Annotated in this window: 13 protein-coding genes; 6 read left to right on the top strand and 7 right to left on the bottom strand. The window is 65.9% G+C overall.

Going from position 1 to position 16,093, the window contains the following annotated elements:
* Positions 1-15: 15 nt before the first annotated feature.
* The 3 genes from AQZ49_RS00280 to AQZ49_RS00270 form a co-directional block, all read right to left on the bottom strand.
* Entirely contained in the window at positions 16-2,169 is a 2,154-nt protein-coding gene (locus AQZ49_RS00280; protein ID WP_082701232.1) for a malate synthase G, read from the bottom strand.
* 4 nt (positions 2,170-2,173) lie between these two features.
* Complete coding sequence (locus AQZ49_RS00275) at positions 2,174-2,602, bottom strand: GlcG/HbpS family heme-binding protein (protein WP_067611206.1); 429 nt, start codon at positions 2,600-2,602, stop codon at positions 2,174-2,176.
* A 64-nt stretch (positions 2,603-2,666) separates the two neighbouring features.
* Complete coding sequence (locus AQZ49_RS00270) at positions 2,667-2,930, bottom strand: hypothetical protein (protein WP_231738528.1); 264 nt, start codon at positions 2,928-2,930, stop codon at positions 2,667-2,669.
* Positions 2,931-3,049: 119 nt separating this feature from the next.
* On the opposite strand from AQZ49_RS00270, the gene AQZ49_RS00265 reads away from it, so the two are divergent.
* Positions 3,050-3,943 carry a LysR family transcriptional regulator gene (locus AQZ49_RS00265; protein WP_067611200.1) on the top strand — a complete coding sequence of 298 codons (894 nt, stop codon included), beginning with the start codon at positions 3,050-3,052 and terminating at the stop codon, positions 3,941-3,943.
* 3 nt (positions 3,944-3,946) lie between these two features.
* Here AQZ49_RS00265 and AQZ49_RS00260 read toward each other — a convergent pair whose 3' ends face one another.
* On the bottom strand, positions 3,947-6,319 hold the full coding sequence (locus tag AQZ49_RS00260; RefSeq protein ID WP_067611197.1) for a putative bifunctional diguanylate cyclase/phosphodiesterase: 2,373 nt from the start codon (positions 6,317-6,319) through the stop codon (positions 3,947-3,949).
* A 1-nt stretch (position 6,320) separates the two neighbouring features.
* Complete coding sequence (locus AQZ49_RS00255) at positions 6,321-6,941, bottom strand: carboxypeptidase regulatory-like domain-containing protein (protein ID WP_067611195.1); 621 nt, start codon at positions 6,939-6,941, stop codon at positions 6,321-6,323.
* 167 nt (positions 6,942-7,108) lie between these two features.
* Here AQZ49_RS00255 and AQZ49_RS00250 point away from each other — a divergent pair, with 167 nt between their 5' ends.
* Entirely contained in the window at positions 7,109-8,026 is a 918-nt protein-coding gene (locus AQZ49_RS00250; RefSeq protein WP_231738526.1) for a DUF3034 family protein, read from the top strand.
* Positions 8,027-8,037: 11 nt separating this feature from the next.
* The gene (locus AQZ49_RS00245) at positions 8,038-8,580 is read left to right on the top strand and encodes a group I truncated hemoglobin (protein ID WP_082701267.1); all 543 of its coding nucleotides are present in this window, start codon (positions 8,038-8,040) and stop codon (positions 8,578-8,580) included.
* Here AQZ49_RS00245 and AQZ49_RS00240 read toward each other — a convergent pair.
* Positions 8,570-9,004, bottom strand: coding sequence for a DUF3429 domain-containing protein (locus AQZ49_RS00240; RefSeq protein WP_067611193.1), 435 nt, complete (start codon positions 9,002-9,004; stop codon positions 8,570-8,572). The genes AQZ49_RS00245 and AQZ49_RS00240 overlap by 11 nt on opposite strands.
* A 51-nt stretch (positions 9,005-9,055) precedes the next feature.
* Positions 9,056-11,113 (bottom strand): ATP-dependent DNA helicase RecG, encoded by a 2,058-nt coding sequence (recG, locus tag AQZ49_RS00235; RefSeq protein ID WP_067611190.1) that lies wholly within the window; start codon positions 11,111-11,113, stop codon positions 9,056-9,058.
* Positions 11,114-11,247: 134 nt separating this feature from the next.
* Here recG and AQZ49_RS00230 point away from each other — a divergent pair, with 134 nt between their 5' ends.
* From AQZ49_RS00230 to mfd, 3 genes are read left to right on the top strand one after another with little or no spacing between them, the layout of a single operon-like run.
* Positions 11,248-11,619 (top strand): baeRF12 domain-containing protein, encoded by a 372-nt coding sequence (locus AQZ49_RS00230; protein WP_067611187.1) that lies wholly within the window; start codon positions 11,248-11,250, stop codon positions 11,617-11,619.
* A gap of 42 nt (positions 11,620-11,661) precedes the next feature.
* Positions 11,662-11,928, top strand: a complete 267-nt coding sequence (locus AQZ49_RS00225; protein ID WP_067611185.1) for an FAD assembly factor SdhE — start codon at positions 11,662-11,664, stop codon at positions 11,926-11,928.
* Positions 11,929-11,948: 20 nt separating this feature from the next.
* On the top strand, positions 11,949-15,437 hold the full coding sequence (mfd, locus tag AQZ49_RS00220) for a transcription-repair coupling factor (RefSeq protein ID WP_067611182.1): 3,489 nt from the start codon (positions 11,949-11,951) through the stop codon (positions 15,435-15,437).
* Positions 15,438-16,093: the final 656 nt, after the last annotated feature.

The raw sequence follows: 16,093 nt of genomic DNA, 5'->3' as shown, positions 1-16,093 counted from the left end.
GGCTTTTTCATGCCATCACGCCCCGGCTTTGACGAGCGCGCGGAACTTGTGCAGCAGCGGCTCGGTATAGCCGTTGGGCTGCACCACGCCTTCAAAGATCAGCGCGCGCGCGGCCTGGAACGCCAGGCTGGTATCGGCATGGCCTGCCATCGGGCGATAGAGCGGATCGGCGGCGTTCTGCGCATCGACCTTCACGGCCATGCGCGCCAGTGCGGCATCGACATCATCGGCGGTGCACACCCCGTGCAACAGCCAGTTGGCGATATGCTGCGACGAAATGCGCAAGGTCGCCCGGTCTTCCATCAGGCCGATATCGTGAATATCGGGCACTTTGGAACAGCCGATGCCCTGATCGACCCAGCGCACGACATAGCCCAGAATGCCTTGCGCATTGTTGTCGAGTTCGTCGCGGATATCCTGCGCCGACCAGTTCTGCCCACTGGCAAGCGGGATGGTCAGCAAGGCCTCGAGCGCCGGCACCGCTTCGCTGGCCAGCGTGCGCTGCACCGCGAAGACATCGACCGCGTGATAGTGCGTGGCATGCAGGGTGGCCGCTGTCGGGCTGGGCACCCAGGCGGTGTTGGCGCCCGACCGCGGATGGCCGATCTTTTGCGCCAGCATGTCGGCCATGCGATCGGGCGCGGCCCACATGCCCTTGCCGATCTGCGCCACGCCCGACAGGCCGCAGCGCAGCCCGATCCGCACGTTGCGGTCTTCGTAGGCCTTGATCCACGCGCTGTCCTTCATCGCCGCCTTGCGCACCATCGGGCCGGCCACCATCGAGGTGTGCATTTCATCACCGGTGCGATCGAGGAAACCGGTGTTGATGAACACCAGCCGCGCGCTGACCGCCTTGATACACGCCGCCAGATTGGCCGATGTGCGGCGTTCCTCGTCCATCAGCCCGATTTTCAGCGTGTGCCGGTCGAGCCCCAGCAGATCCTCGACCGCATCGAACAGCGTGTCGGCAAAGGCGGCTTCGGCGGGCCCGTGCATCTTGGGCTTGACGATATAGATCGATCCCGCCTGCCCGTCGCGCGACCGGCTGTTGCGCAAGGGACCGGTGCCGCGAATATCGTGCACCCCGATCAGGCCGGTGATGATCGCATCGAGAATGCCCTCGGGCGCTTCGCTGCCATCGGGCAGCAGCACGGCGGGCGTCGTCATCAGATGGCCGACATTGCGCGCAAACAGCAGCGACCGGCCATGCAGCGCCAGGCTTTGCCCGCCCGGTGCGCTATAGTGCCGATCGGGATTGAGCCGCCGGGTCAGCACCCGGCCCCCTTTTTCAAAGGTATCGGTCAGATCGCCGCGCATCAGCCCCAGCCAGTTGGCATAGGCCGCCACTTTGTCCTCGGCATCGACCGCCGCAACTGAATCCTCGAAATCGACGATGGTCGACAGCGCCGCCTCCAGCACGATATCGGCCACGCCCGCCTTGTCCCCGGCGCCGATCGCCGACGTGCGATCGATCACCAGTTCGATGTGCAAGCCATTGTGGCGCAGCAGGATCGCCTCGGGATGCGCCGCCTCGCCGCGCCAGCCGACCAGCGCGGCGGGATCGGCCAGCGCAGGCACCAGCCGATCGTCAACAATCGCATAGCCCGCAACATCGCCATGGCTACCACTGGCCAGCGGCACCGCGTCGTCGAGAAACGCCCGCCCCCGCGCGATCACTTGCGCCCCGCGCGCCGCGTCATAGCCCGGCCCCTGCGCCGCACCGGGCAGCGCATCGGTGCCATAGAATGCATCGTACAGACTGCCCCAGCGCGCGTTGGCGGCATTGAGCACAAACCGCGCGTTGAGCACCGGCACGACCAGTTGCGGGCCGGCCAGCGTGGCGATTTCGGCATCGACATGGCGCGAGGTGATTGCGAACGGCGCCGGTTCCTCAACCAGATAGCCGATGTCGCGCAGGAACGCGGTATAGGCCGCCTGATCGATCGGCGCGCCCTTGTTGGCGCGATGCCAGCCATCGATCTGCGCCTGGATGGTATCGCGGACCGTCAGCAGGCGCGCATTTTCGGGTGCCAGGCGGGCAAAGATCGCCGCCGCCCCGGCCCAGAACGCATCCGCGTCGATCCCGGTGCCGGGCAAGGCCCGATCCTCGACAAAGCGGACCAGCAGGTCGGCAACGTTCAGCCCGTGCTTTTCAACATATTGCGTCATGATATCAGCCCTCGATTGCCAGACCGGCCGCCGTGATCCCGGCCACCGCACAGATTTCGTCATTGTCGGACGTGTCGCCCGACACCCCCACCGCGCCGATCGCGGCCCCATCGGCGTCAAACACGATCACTCCGCCTGCCACCGGCACCAGCCCGTGCGCGGCCATGGGCGCCACCGCGCCGATGAAATGCGGGCGCTCGACCGCCATTTCGCCCAGCTTGCGCGAGGATACTCCCATCAGGATCGCCCCGCTGGCCTTGCCCTGAGCGACGGCGGGGCGGATCGCGGGCGAGGCGTCGCTGCGTTGCAGCGCGATCAGGCTGCCACCGGTATCGACCACCGCCACGGTCAGCGGTTTGAGGCCGAGCGCGCGGCCTTTGGCCAGTGTTGCGGCGATGATAGCATTGGCCTGCGCCAGGGTCAGGACGGACATGATGGAATGGCTCCTCGGGAAGATGACAGGGCGGTCGGCTACGGCCCGCCATGGGCCCAGTCGATCAGTTCGATGGTGTGCACCACCGGGGCAAGCGTATCCCGGGCCGATCAGGACTGCGCAGCCGACGTTGCCAGCCGCCACGTCGGCAAAGCCCGGCAACAAGGCGCGCGGGGTTTCCGGCGCGGGTGATTGCCAGATCGGCCACCCACGTCAGCACCATCTGTGGCCGCTGGCGATAGGAAGTCAAACCGTCGGGCACGATCGCGCGCAACGCGGCGTCAATTGCGGCGCGCCGCGCGACGATCGCATGATCCACGTCGGGCATGGCAAGCATCGGTTAGGCCCCTTGCGCGCGCCGTGTGGCGCAATGGCACGAGGTTAGACAAACCGCCGTCACGCGGGTAGACGGAAAAAATAAAATTCACTCTTTCCCGTGGTGAACGAATGATCGACGCGACCGATTACGAACTGTTTGCCCGGATCGCCGAACTCGGCAGCATTTCGGCGGCGGCAAACACGCTGGGGCTGTCGGTGCCGATGGCATCGAAACGGCTGGCCAGGCTGGAGGCGCGACTGGGCACGCGGCTGATCAACCGGTCGACCCGGCGGATCGTGCTGACCACCACCGGCGCGCAGTTCCGCGATGATGTGGTGGCCATTCTCGATGCGATCCAGCAGGCCGAGGAACGCCTGGCCGGAACGATGCAGCGCCTGTCGGGTCCGGTGCGGATTTCGGCGCCCACCTCGTTTGGCCGGCTGCATGTCGCGCCCTATCTTAAACCGTTCCTCGACGCGCATCCCGGTGTCGATCTGGAGCTCACTCTGACCGACGCGTTTGTCGATCTGTTGCAGGACGGGGTCGATCTGGCGGTGCGCATTGCGGGCCCACCCCCGGCTGCGCTGCAGGCCAATGTGCTTGCCCCCAACCGGCGCATCCTGTGCGCGGCGCCCGCCTATCTGCACGCGCACGGCACGCCCGAAACGCTGAAAGATCTGCACCAGCACAAGACGCTGGCGGCACAGGGCCAGTCACCCTGGCGGTTGAGCGGGCCCGACGGCAATCTGGCGTTTGACGTCAAACCAGTGGTGCGCACCAATTCGAGCGAAGTGGTGCGCGAGATGGCGCTGGCGGGAATGGGCGTGGCGTTGCGATCGTTGTGGGATGTCAACGCCGATCTGGCGGCGGGGCGATTGGTGCGTGTGCTCGACGCGTGGCAGGGCATGGCGGGGATCGACATTATGGCGGTCCATTTGCGCCGCCCCGAACTGCCGCGCCGGGTAACCGCGTTCATCGACCATCTGCGCCGGTTGTATCACCCGGCCCCGCCCTGGGAGTGAATCTCAGGCGACTGCGCTGATCCCCGCCGGGTCGTCATAGCGGGCCAGGACTGCCGCAACCTCGGTACCGGGCACCGGTCTGCTGATCAGATAGCCCTGAATCATCGAACACCCTTCGATGATCAGCGCGTCGTACTGCGTTTCGGTTTCCACACCTTCGGCCAGCGTTTCCATGCCCAGTGCATCGGCCAGCGCGGCAATCGCGCGCACCACCGCGCGCGCACTGCTGTCGGTTCCCACATCGCGGACAAAGCTCTGGTCGATCTTGACTTTGTCGAACGGAAACGCGCGCAGATAGCTGAGCGAGGAATAGCCCGTGCCGAAATCATCGAGCGCAATGCGCACCCCCAACGCGCGCAACTGGCGCAAAGTGTTGAGCGTGGTGTCGAAATTGGTAATGAACACGCCCTCGGTGATTTCCAGTTCCAGCCGGTGCGGCGCCAGACCCGATTGGGCCAGTGCGCTGACCACGCACGACACCAGCCCCGGCACGCGAAAATGGCTGGGCGAGATATTCACCGCCACCGCCACGGTTGCGGGCCAGGTGGCGGCCTGACGACAGGCGTCGCGGATCACCCATTCGCTGATCGGGATGATCAGGCCCGACTGTTCGGCAACCGGGATGAATTCGGCAGGGCTGATCCGGCCGCGCTGCGGATGGTCCCAGCGCAACAGCGCCTCGAACCCTTTGATCGCGTGAAGCGCCGGACAGAACAGCGGCTGGAAATTCAGCTCGAACTCGCCGTTGCGCACCGCGTGGCGCAGTGCAATCTCCAGCTTGCGTCGGCTGCTGGCGACTTCATCAAGCGTCGCTTCAAAGAAATGGTAGGTCCCCTTGCCGTCTGCCCTGGCGCGATCGAGCGCCAGTTCGGCATGTTTGAGCATCGTCGCGCTGTCATGCGCGTCGTCGGGACAGACCGCGACACCGAAACTGGCGGACACCGGCACGATCTGCCCGGCCAGATCCACGTCGACCGTCAGCTTGCGCGCCAGTTCGTCGACCAGCGCGGCCAGATCGCGCGCCGAGCCGATATCGTCGAGCACCACGCCGAATTCATCGTTGCCGAACCGCGCGACCCCGGCCCCCGGCATGGCGCCCTGCAACAGCGCGGCAAATTGCAACAGCAGGGCATCGCCCGCCGCATGGCCCATGGTGTCGTTGATCAGCCTGAAATCGTCGATATCGAGCAGCGCCACCAGAATGCGGCTGTCATCGGCCCGCCGCGCCACCGCGCGATCGAGCTTTTCCTGGAAAAACCGCCGGTTGGGCAGGCCGGTCAACCCATCGTGCAGCCAGGCATGGGTGATCTTCTGCTCACGCTCTTCGATCGCGTCGACCATCGCGTTGAAACTGCGCGCCAGCGATGCCAGTTCGTCGCGCCCGCGCGGTTCGACGCGTACCATTTCGCCGCGCGCCATCGCCGCCGTGGCGACGGCCAGACGACCCAGCGGCAACAGGATGCCGCGCGCCAGCCGCGAGCCAAGAAACACCCCCATCGCCACCGCGATCATGCCGATGCTGGCCAGCGCCACGCGCAACGAGTGATAGGCACGGGTCGCGCTGGCCAATTGATAGCGCAGCACCAGCCGGGGATGCAGCGCGCTGTCGAGACTGGGCAGCGCCGACACACGCACCAGTTCATCCCCGCCCGGTCCGTCGTGGTGGGCGATGGTGCCGGGCTCGAACCCCGCCAGCGTGGGATCGAGCCCGGCCAGATCGGTCACCCCGGCATCGATCGGCAGGCCCGACAATCCGGTCAGCGCGGCCAGATCGCGCGGCCCGAGCGGGCGCGCCAGCACCAGCCAGCCGGCCAGATCGGGCATTTCAATGCGGGCAGCCACGCCCAGCGCCAGATGATTGCCGACGTTGATCAACCCACCGTTGCGGCCTGCGTTGAGCGCGCCGAGCAACGCCGGACCCTTGACTGGCGGGGTGCCGGGACTGGCCGTCACCATCCCGTCGAGCCCGACCACCAACGCGGCACCGGCATGGGTGCGATCGGCCAGACTGGTCAGCGCCGATTGCAATGTCTTGCGGTCGCTGAGCGCAAACGCTTCGCGAAATCCGAAATCACGCGAAACGACTTCGGCTTCAGACCGCATCTGGTCCTGCCTGGCCGCCAGATTGCGATCGAGCACGCCCGCACTGGCGGCCAGATCGCGTTCGGCCACAGAAAAGGCATAGAGCCGCAGGCCATAGTCGGCGACCCCGACTGTCAACACCATGATTGCGATCAGCAGGGCGGCGATGTGCAGCGACACGCGCACTTCAAGCTTGCCGCGCCAGCCTTGTCCCCGCAACCGGGCCGACCGCAACCATCGCGGCGCATGGCGGATCAGGCGGCGCCAACCGCTGCGCGACGGCGCGCCCGTCACCTCAGCGAGTCCCGATCGTCAGGCGGTTGGGCCGCCCTTCGACCAGCCGGACACTGCCATGCCATTCACCATCGCGACCCGTGCCCTGGGGGTGCCACACAGTAACGGCATACGTGCCTTCCGGCAGATTGCCGATCTGCGCCACGCCATCCAGATCGCTGCGCGCGGCATAGGGCGTGTCGGTGACGCGCAGATAGCCTTTCATATGGTCGTGGATGTGGCAGCCCAGTGCGACCGTGCCCGCCACTGCAAACTGGTGCGCGCGCGTCTGGTCGCTGCCATACAAATCGATCTGGAACCGCGCCGCGCGCGAAAAGCTGTAGATGCTGTGACGTACCGTATCGAGGTTGGGAAACGCCACCGTGGCATCGCGCGGCACGATCAGCGTGCCGGGCACAAAAGCCTCGTTGCGCTGGGCCATCGCATTGCGCCAGGCAAACACCAGCGGGCGGTTGTCCCCCGCCGGGCGGGCCAGTTCGACCACCGCATCGCGCAGCGGCAATCCGCGCTGATCGAACACCTGGATGTCAAGATGGCGATGCTCGGTCGCCGAAGTTGCCGCAAGGCAGCCGATTGCCAGCAGCAGTCTGACCGGATTTGGGGAAGGGACACGCGATGTCATGGCGCAAACGCTTGCACTGCACCTTTGAAAAACACGTAAACTTTCGTCTATAAGGGATGCCCATAAGGGTAATTACCTTCCGTCCTGACCGGATCTGCTGGTTCAGGCCTTTTCAACCGGTTACCGATAGGGACATGTCTGGCCGTTCAACGCGGGAAACCGAACGCTTGCACCCTATCACTCTGTCGTGCCGAATCTCCGGCCTGCTGGGCCTGTTTGGCGCAGTCCTGTGCGGTGCCCCGGCGATCCTGTGCGGTGCCCCGGCGATGGCGGAAGACGCCGGCCTCTTCGATGGCGGCAAACTTTTGCTGACCAACGGCGTTTCGACCATCGAGGGATCGGCGGGCGGCGGCCTGGCCAGTTGGGCGGTCATTCCGGGAATGGAGACCGACCACGGTATCGGGCTGTCGGCGTTTGCCACCGACGTGCCATTGCGCGATTTCAATCTGGAAACCCATGGTTTCGCCATCGGCCTGCGCAATCGTCTGGCACTGGGCTATGCCCGTGAAAATTTCGATACATTAAGCGCGGGTGAGGCGTTGGGTCTCGGCCACGGCTATACATTTCGTCAGGATATCGTCACCGCGCGGCTGCGGCTGGTGGGCGATCTGGTCTATGGCCCGCAATGGCTGCCACAGATCACCCTCGGCACCGATTTCAAGCACAACCTCAATGGCGCGGTGGTGCGGCTGGTCGGCGCGAAACAATCGGCCGGCACAGATTTCACGCTCAGCGCGACCAAGCTGGTGCTGGGCAGCAGCGTGCTGATCAACACCACCTTTCGCCTGACCGATGCCAACCAGTTCGGCCTGCTGGGCTTTGGCGGCGATAAAAATGCCCACCGCAGCGGCCAGTTCGAGGGATCGCTGGCCTATCAGATGTCGCGCCGTCTGGCGATCGGCGGTGAATGGCGCACCCGGCCCGACAATCTGGGGTTTGCCCGCGAAACCGCATCGCATGACGTGTTTGTTGCCTGGGCCCCTGCCCGCCATGTCACGCTGACCGCCGCGTGGGTCGATATCGGCCCGGTTGCCACGTTCCGGCCCCAGCGCGGCGCCTATCTGTCGGTGCAGATCGCATGTTGAGGGGCATGACCATGCTGGGTTTGGTCCCCATCGCGCTGGCGCTCAGCAGCCCGGCCAAGGCGCAGAACGCGCCCGACGGGGTCGACTGGTTCAAGGAATTCGGGGTGGAACAGCCCAGGCCCGATCCGGTGAGCGGCGAACTGCCGGTAAAGCCCTATACCGTGACCGATGCCAATGCCGGGGCCACCCCGTTTGCGGGCAGCGACATGGCGCGCACGTTCGGTGGGCAGGACGGCATTCATCGGTTGGCACACCGCCTGGTCACGCTGATCATCACCGACCCGGCGATCAAGGACATTTTCGTCGCCACCGACACCCGGCGGCTGGAACGCACGCTTTACGAACAAGTCTGCTACATCCTCAACGCGGGCTGCACCTATACCGGGCGCGAGATGCGCGAGGCGCATCGCCAGCTCGGGCTGAAGACCCACGACATGAACGCGCTGGTCGAAGATCTGCAACGCGCGATGCACGAACGCGGCATTCCGTTTGCGGCACAAAACCGCCTGCTGGCCAAACTTGCGCCGATGAAGCGCGACATCGTCACCCGATAAGCCCGGTCGCCACGGTCAACCCGCCCAGCCCCAGCGACAATTGCCAGCGCAAGGCCATCCAGCCGCGCGGGGCGAACCCGATCGCGCGGTCAACCCACGGCGATCCGCCAATCATCATCCCCAACGCAACAAGTTCGGGCCCGGGCCAGGTCTGCCCCACCGCCCACGGATACCACAGCGCCAGGGCGATCAGGCTGGGCAATACCGCCGCGCCAAACACCCAGCGCGGCACACGCGGTGCGGCAAGCGCCAGCCCCCACCACACTCCGCCCAGAAAGCTGAAGATCAGCGCCGCATAGCCAAACGCCAGCACCAGTGCGCTCCACCGCGCCTCGCCCCCATGCACGATGGCAACCAGTGCTGCGGCTTGCGGCAAAAGCCCGGCATAGCCGAACCAGCGGGCATTGGGGGAAAGGGCATCCATCGCGCCGGTCTAGCCCACTGCCGCGCCGATCACGCCTGCCCGCAGGGGCAATCACCCGCCACGCAGCAATTGCACGCCCCAGTCCCGCTCGAACAGATAGAGCAGGGTGCGCGCGGCCTGCCCGCGCGGGCTGTCGAGCCCGCCATCGCGCTCCATCAACAGGCGCGCGTCGTCGTGCGCAAGCGGCAACAGGCGCGCGATCTGGTCGAAATCGGCAACGCGGAACGGCGTGTCGCCCGATTGGCGCGTGCCGAGCAGTTCGCCTCCGCCACGCAGGCGCAAGTCTTCTTCGGCCAGGCGAAACCCGTCCTGCGTTTCGCGCATCAGCGCCAGACGCTCGCGGCCGACTTCCGACAAGGTCTCGCCGCGCAGCAGCAGGCAGGTCGATTTGCCGCTGCCCCGGCCCACCCGCCCGCGCAACTGGTGCAATTGCGCCAGGCCAAAGCGTTCGGCCTGTTCGATCACCATCAGCGTGGCATTGGGCACATCAACGCCCACCTCGATCACCGTGGTCGCCACCAGCAGGCCCGATTGCCCGCTGGCAAAGCGTTCCATCGCCGCGTCCTTGGCCTCTGGCCGCAACTGGCCGTGGACCAGTTCGACGCCATCGCCAAAGCGCAGTTTCAGCGCCGCATGGCGTGCTTCGGCGGCGGCGATGTCCTCGGTTTCCAGTTCGCGCACCATCGGGCACACCCAATAGGCCTGCCCACCGGCGGCGAGATGGCGGCCCAGCCCGGCGACCACTTCATCGATGCGCTCGGTCGATACCACGCGCGTGTCGATCGGTTGCCGCCCGGGGGGCATTTCGTCGAGCCGCGACACGTCCATTTCACCATACTGCGCCAGTGTCAGCGTGCGCGGGATCGGGGTTGCGGTCATCGCCAGGCAATGCGCGGTGGTGCGCGCCTTTTGCGTCAGCATCAGCCGCTGGCCTACGCCAAACCGGTGCTGTTCGTCGATCACCACCAGCGCCAGGTTCTTGTAGGCCACACTGTCCTGAAAGATCGCGTGCGTGCCGATCAGGATCTGGATCGACCCGTCGAGCAGGCCCATCAAGGTCGCCTCGCGCGCGCGGCCCTTGTCGCGCCCGGTCAGCAGTGCGATCGACACGCCGCTGCCCGCCGCCATCCGCGTCAGCGTTTCGCCATGCTGGCGCGCCAGGATTTCGGTGGGGGCCAGCAAGGCCGCCTGTGCCCCGGCCTCGACCGCAATCAGCATGGCGTGGAGCGCCACCGCCGTCTTGCCCGATCCGACATCGCCCTGCAGCAGGCGCAGCATCGGCGCGCCCTGCCCCAGGTCGGCCTCGATCTCGGCAATCGCGCGGGTCTGCGCCCCGGTCAGCGAAAACGGCAGGTTCAGCCGCGCCCGCAAGCCGCCATCGCCGTGCAGCGGCACCCCGCGCCGGCTGCGGTTCGCCGCGCGCACCAGCATCAGCGCCAGACTGTTGGCCAGCAATTCGTCATAGGCCAGCCGGTCGTGCGCGGCGGCATCGGTGCCCTTGTGCACCGCCAGCATCGCCGCGCGCCACGTCGGCCAGCCCTCGCGCGCCAACAGGCCGGGCTCGATCCATTCGGGCAATGTCGGCAGATGTTCCAGGCCCTGTGCCACCAGCGCGGCGATCCGCCCCTGGGTCAGGCCTTCGGACAGGGCATAGACCGGTTCGGTCAATTGCCCGGCCAGCGCAGAACTGTCTTCGGCGATATGGTCGGGGTGGACGATCTGGCGCGTCTGGCCAAACTGGTCGAGCCTGCCCGCGATCCAGCGCCGTTCGCCCGGCGGCAGCAACTTGCGCGCGGAATACGAGGCGCGGCCGAAATAGGTCAACGCCACGATATCGCCCGCATCGTCTTCGGCCAGCACGCGATAGGGCCCGCGCCCGGCGCTCGACCGGTGTTCGCGCACGGTCAGCGCGATGACGATGTTTTCGCCCACCGCCGCCTCGTCCAGCCGCGAGACCACCCGCCGCGACACGAACCGGTCGGGCAGGTGATAGGCCAGATCGCGAATCCGCGTCAGCCCCAGCCGTTCGAGCGGGCGCGACAGGCCGGGACCCACACCTTTCAGACCGGCGGTTTCGGCAAACAGGGGATTGAGCAGGTCGGGCCGCATAGGCAACGATCCTTAACCGCCCCGCCGAACGTTTGCCACCATGCGCACCAATCAGCCGGGGATTTGATTCAGCGCATGGACGCGGGGCAAGATCCGGCGTGACATGGCGCCACCATCCGCCACAGGAGATTGCCATGCTGCTGCCCCATGGAACGCTGGTCGCACTGATCGACAGCCACGAATTGCGCCTGTTGCGCAACGCCGGAACCGAGGCCGTGCCGGTGCTGGTGCCCGCGCCGACCCCCACACTGGCAGAGCCCCGCCATGCCAGCGGCGAGCAGCGCCTGGCCGAGGCGACTCACGCCGCGGTGATTGCCGAATGGCTGCACCATCAGGCGATCACCCGCCAGATCGATCACCTGATCCTGATCGCGCCGCCGCGCGTGCTGGGCGAGGTGCGCCGCCATCTGAGCGGCGCGGTGGAAAAGATCACCGCCAGGGAACTCGCCAAGGATCTGATCGGACGTCATGAAACCGAAGTGCTGGCGGTGCTGCGGGGTATCTAGGGCATATTGCAGCCGTGCGGCGATTGGCCTAGGGCGCATGCCATGGACCCAGTCGACCGTCTTCGCCGCCTGAAATTCCGCGCGTGGCATCGTGGCACGCGTGAGGCGGACTATATGATCGGCTGTTTCTTCGACCGCCATCACGCGACGTGGAGCGCCGACGAGATCGACTTGTTCGAACGGCTGGTCGAGGAAGAGGATGTCGAGATCATGGCCTGGGCGCTGGGCACCGCGCCAGTGCCCGCGGCCTATGCCGGGCCGATGATGGATGCGATGATCCGGCTCGATTACGTGGACATTCCGCGCTAGACGCAACCGCTCGCCACACCATGCCCGATATTTCCCGGATCCTTTCGGCGACCGCGCCGCTCACGCTGTCTTCGCTTGCGCGCGGGGCGCAGCCGCTGGTGCTTGCCGATCTGGCGCGCGCCAGCAAGGGGCGCGCGGTGTTCATCGCCGCCGACGATGCGGCCATGCGCGCGGTGGTCGAAACCGCCGCATTCTTTGCCCCCGAACTGGAAGTGATCGAATTTCCGGGGTGGGATTGCCTGCCGTTCGATCGCGCCTCGCCCGCGCTGTCGGTCAGTGCGCGGCGGCTGGCGGCGCTTGCGCGGTTGCAGGTCAAGCGCAGCGCGCCGCAACTGCTGGTCACCACGGTGGCCGCCGTGCTGCAACGCGTGCTCACCCCGTTCCGCATCCGCGAATCCACCCGCGTGCTCAAACCGGGGCTGGAAATCGGCCGCGACAGCCTGATCGCGCTGTTGCAGCGGCTGGGCTATGCGCGCACCGACACAGTGGTCGATGCGGGCGAATATGCCTCTCGCGGGGGGGTGTTCGATCTCTATCCCAGCGGGCTCGACCACGGTCTGCGGCTCGATTTCTTTGGCGACGAGCTGGAAACGCTGCGGCTGTTCGATCCCAACACGCAGCGCTCGGTGATGCCGGTGGAAAGCCACCTGCTGATCCCGGCAAGCGAAGCGCTGCTCGATGAAGCCAGCATCAAGCGGTTCCGCAGCCGCTATCGCGAACTGTTCGGCGCCAATGCCACCGGCGATCCGCTCTATCAGGCGATCAGCGACGGGCGGCGGCTGGCGGGCATGGAGCACTGGCTGCCGCTGTTTGAAGACCGGCTGGTCACGCTGTTCGACCATCTGGGCCAGGATGATCTGGTGCTGTTTGACGCAGGTGCGGCCAAGGCAGCGGAAACCCGGCTGTCGGACATTGCCGATTATCACAACGCCCGCATCGATTCGGCGCGCGCGCAGGCCGGGCACTATCGGCCGCTCGATGCCGATGCGCTGTACCTTGGCAGCGACGAGTTCGAACGCGCGCTGGCCGCCTGGCCGGTGCATCGCATGTCGATCTTTGCCGAACCCGAATCCGCGCGCACGCTCGATTTCGGCTTTGCCAGCGCCCGCGATTTCGCGCCCGACCGGGCCAGCGGCGGCAATGTCTATGAAGCCGCGTCAAAGCATCTGTCGGCGCTGGCCACGCGCGGGATCAAACCGGTGCTCGCCGCCTATTCACAAGGGTCGCGTTCGCGGCTGAGCGGGCTGATCGCCGATGCCGGCAAAGTGCAGCCGGTCATGGCCGATACCTGGCAGGATGCGCTGGGCGTGGCCGCAACCGGGCGGATCGCGGCGGTGGTGCTGCCGCTCGACCACGGGTTTGCCGGGGAAACCGTCGAACTGCTGACCGAACAGGACATCCTGGGCGACCGGCTGGTGCGCAAAAAGCGCAAGCGCAAGGATGCCGACGCGTTCCTGGCCGAACTGGCCGCGCTGACGCCGGGCGATCTGGTCGTGCACATGGAGCACGGCATCGGGCGCTATGAGGGTCTGGAGCCGATCCGCGTCGGCGACAGCCCGCACGACTGCGTGCAACTGACCTACGCGGGCGGCGACAAGCTGTATATCCCGGTCGAAAACCTCGACGTGCTGTCGCGCTATGGCAGCGAGAATGAAGGCGTCGCGCTCGATCGGCTGGGCGGCGAGGCGTGGCAGCGGCGCAAGGCAAAGCTGCGCGAACGCATTCTGGAAATGGCCGGGCAACTGATGGCCACCGCCGCGCTGCGCGCGCTGCGCGAGGCCGATCCCCTGCCTGCCGATCCCGCCAGCTACGGCCCGTTTGTCGACCGCTTTCCGTGGACGGAAACCGACGACCAGGAACGCGCGATCGACGACGTGCTGGCCGACATGGCTTCGGGCAAGCCGATGGACCGGCTGGTGTGCGGCGATGTCGGCTTTGGCAAGACCGAGGTGGCCTTGCGCGCGGCGTTCGTCGCGGCGATGGCCGGGCGGCAGGTCGCGGTAGTCGCCCCCACCACGTTGCTCGCGCGCCAGCACTATGCCGGGTTTGTCGAACGGTTTTCAGGCTTTCCGATCAATATCGGCCGCCTGTCGCGGTTGGTGCCGCCCAAGGAAGCCGCCGAAACGCGCGCCGGGCTGGCCAGCGGGACGATCGATATCGTTGTCGGCACGCATGCGCTGCTGTCGAAATCGGTCGAATTCCGGCAGCTCGGGCTGGTTATCGTTGACGAGGAACAGCACTTTGGCGTGGTCCACAAGGAAAAGCTGAAAGAGCTGAAGGCCGATGTCCATGTCCTGACGCTGACCGCGACGCCGATCCCGCGCACGTTGCAGATGGCGATGTCGGGCCTGCGCGAATTGTCGACGATCCAGACCCCGCCGGTCGACCGGCTGGCTGTGCGGACCTATGTCATGCCGTGGGACGACGTGATGATGCGCGAGGCGCTGATGCGCGAACACCAGCGCGGCGGGCAAAGCTTCATCGTCGTGCCGCGCATTGCCGACATGCCCGACATGGAAGAATGGCTGCGGCTGAACGTGCCCGAAATCCGCTGTGTTTCGGCCCATGGTCAGATGAGCCCCAGCGAAGTCGAAGACCGCATGTCGGCGTTCTATGACCGCAAATACGAAGTGCTGCTGTCGACAACGATCATCGAAAGCGGGATCGACATCCCCAGCGCCAACACCATGATCCTGCACCGCGCCGACCGGTTCGGCCTGGCGCAGCTATACCAGTTGCGCGGGCGCGTCGGGCGGGGAAAGCTGCGCGCCTATGCCTATCTGACTTACCCGGAAAACCAGGCTTTGTCGGAAGTGGCCGAAAAACGCCTGAAAGTGTTGGGCGATCTGGATTCGCTGGGCGCCGGGTTCCAACTGGCCAGCCATGATCTCGACCTGCGCGGCGCGGGCAACCTGCTGGGCGACGAACAGTCGGGGCATATCAAGGAAGTCGGCTTCGAACTGTACCAGTCGATGCTGGAGGACGCGATCCTGGCGGCCAAGGCCGGCGATATCAGCCTGTTGCGCGAACGCGGCGCGCTCAATCCGCAGATCACCGTCGATGCGCCGATCATGATCGAGGAAAGCTATGTGCCCGATCTGGCCGTGCGCATGGCGCTCTATCGCCGCATGAACGATGCCGAAGGGCCCGAAGCTGTCGAGGCGCTGGCGGCGGAAATGATCGACCGGTTCGGCTCCCTGCCCCCGCCCACGCAAAACCTGCTGCGCCTGATCGAGGTGAAGCGCCAGGCGATCGTCGCCGGAGTCAGCAAGATCGACGTCGGCGCCAAGGGCGCGCTGGTCAGTTTCCACGGCGATACGTTTGCCGATCCCATGGGCCTGATCGCCTATGTCGAACGCCTGAACGGCGTCGCCAAACTGCGCCCCGACAACAAACTGGTGATCCAGCGCGCCTGGACCACCCCCGAAGCCCGCCTCAACGGCCTGGTCCAACTGACGCGCGGCCTGTCGGCGATCGTGCGCAAGGCGAAGAAGACGAAGAAGGCCTGATCGCCCCGATCAGCCTTACGGGACCGACGCCGCCCCGGACGTGTTGCGGGGTCGGGCTTGCTTTTTGCTGGGTACGTCCCAATTGACCCATGCGGCGAATTACGCCCCAAAAACAGCTATTTCGTCGTCATTCCCGCGAAGGCGGGAATCCAGTGGCTGCCTCGCGTGAAGGACGAACGATCGAATACCATCTCCACGCCTAAACTGGATTCCCGCCTTCGCGGGAATGACGAGCGGGTTGGGAATGTGCGCTCTCGCCCAATCAAAGACGCTCGAAGCCTGCATGTCATTTCCCGCTAGCAGCCATTGCCAAAAGCAATCGAACTTATCAGAATGAGCTATGACTGAGGGCGGATCACTCGGAAATGTCACCACGCGAGTTGTGATTTCGCACGCCGTTGGGCTGTGCCTCGCTGGAATAACAGACACCATGGGAACTACGGCTGGCGTCAGTCTCGGCGGTGCCGGTTTCGGACTTTGTTTTGGTGGATTGTTGTCTGCTCCTTGGATTGGCGCGCTCGGGTTGCTGATCTGGTTTAAGGGCTTGGCAATCGATGCTCACCCAATTGCCTTCGCAGCCCTCGGCCCCGTTCTGGTAGTAGGGTCGTATGTGCTTCTACTTGGGTCGGGTGGCTTTGAGCGAGAGGTGGCGACCT

Origin of the sequence: Novosphingobium sp. FSW06-99, from assembly GCF_001519065.1 — a bacterium.
In the GTDB taxonomy this organism is placed as follows: domain Bacteria; phylum Pseudomonadota; class Alphaproteobacteria; order Sphingomonadales; family Sphingomonadaceae; genus Novosphingobium.
Note: the sequence above shows the minus strand (reverse complement) of the source record. Positions and strands in the feature narration are given on the sequence as shown.

Bases quoted from the DNA above. Each gene is read 5' to 3' on its own strand.
- AQZ49_RS00280 (WP_082701232.1), bottom strand. From the start codon at position 2,169: ATGACGCAATATGTTGAAAAGCACGGGCTGAACGTTGCCGACCTGCTG.
- AQZ49_RS00245 (WP_082701267.1), top strand. From the start codon at position 8,038: ATGCTGGGTTTGGTCCCCATCGCGCTGGCGCTCAGCAGCCCGGCCAAG.
- recG (WP_067611190.1), bottom strand. From the start codon at position 11,113: ATGCGGCCCGACCTGCTCAATCCCCTGTTTGCCGAAACCGCCGGTCTG.
- mfd (WP_067611182.1), top strand. From the start codon at position 11,949: ATGCCCGATATTTCCCGGATCCTTTCGGCGACCGCGCCGCTCACGCTG.
- AQZ49_RS00240 (WP_067611193.1), bottom strand. From the start codon at position 9,004: ATGGATGCCCTTTCCCCCAATGCCCGCTGGTTCGGCTATGCCGGGCTT.
- AQZ49_RS00255 (WP_067611195.1), bottom strand. From the start codon at position 6,941: ATGACATCGCGTGTCCCTTCCCCAAATCCGGTCAGACTGCTGCTGGCA.
- AQZ49_RS00265 (WP_067611200.1), top strand. From the start codon at position 3,050: ATGATCGACGCGACCGATTACGAACTGTTTGCCCGGATCGCCGAACTC.
- AQZ49_RS00225 (WP_067611185.1), top strand. From the start codon at position 11,662: ATGGACCCAGTCGACCGTCTTCGCCGCCTGAAATTCCGCGCGTGGCAT.
- AQZ49_RS00275 (WP_067611206.1), bottom strand. From the start codon at position 2,602: ATGTCCGTCCTGACCCTGGCGCAGGCCAATGCTATCATCGCCGCAACA.
- AQZ49_RS00230 (WP_067611187.1), top strand. From the start codon at position 11,248: ATGCTGCTGCCCCATGGAACGCTGGTCGCACTGATCGACAGCCACGAA.
- AQZ49_RS00270 (WP_231738528.1), bottom strand. From the start codon at position 2,930: ATGCCCGACGTGGATCATGCGATCGTCGCGCGGCGCGCCGCAATTGAC.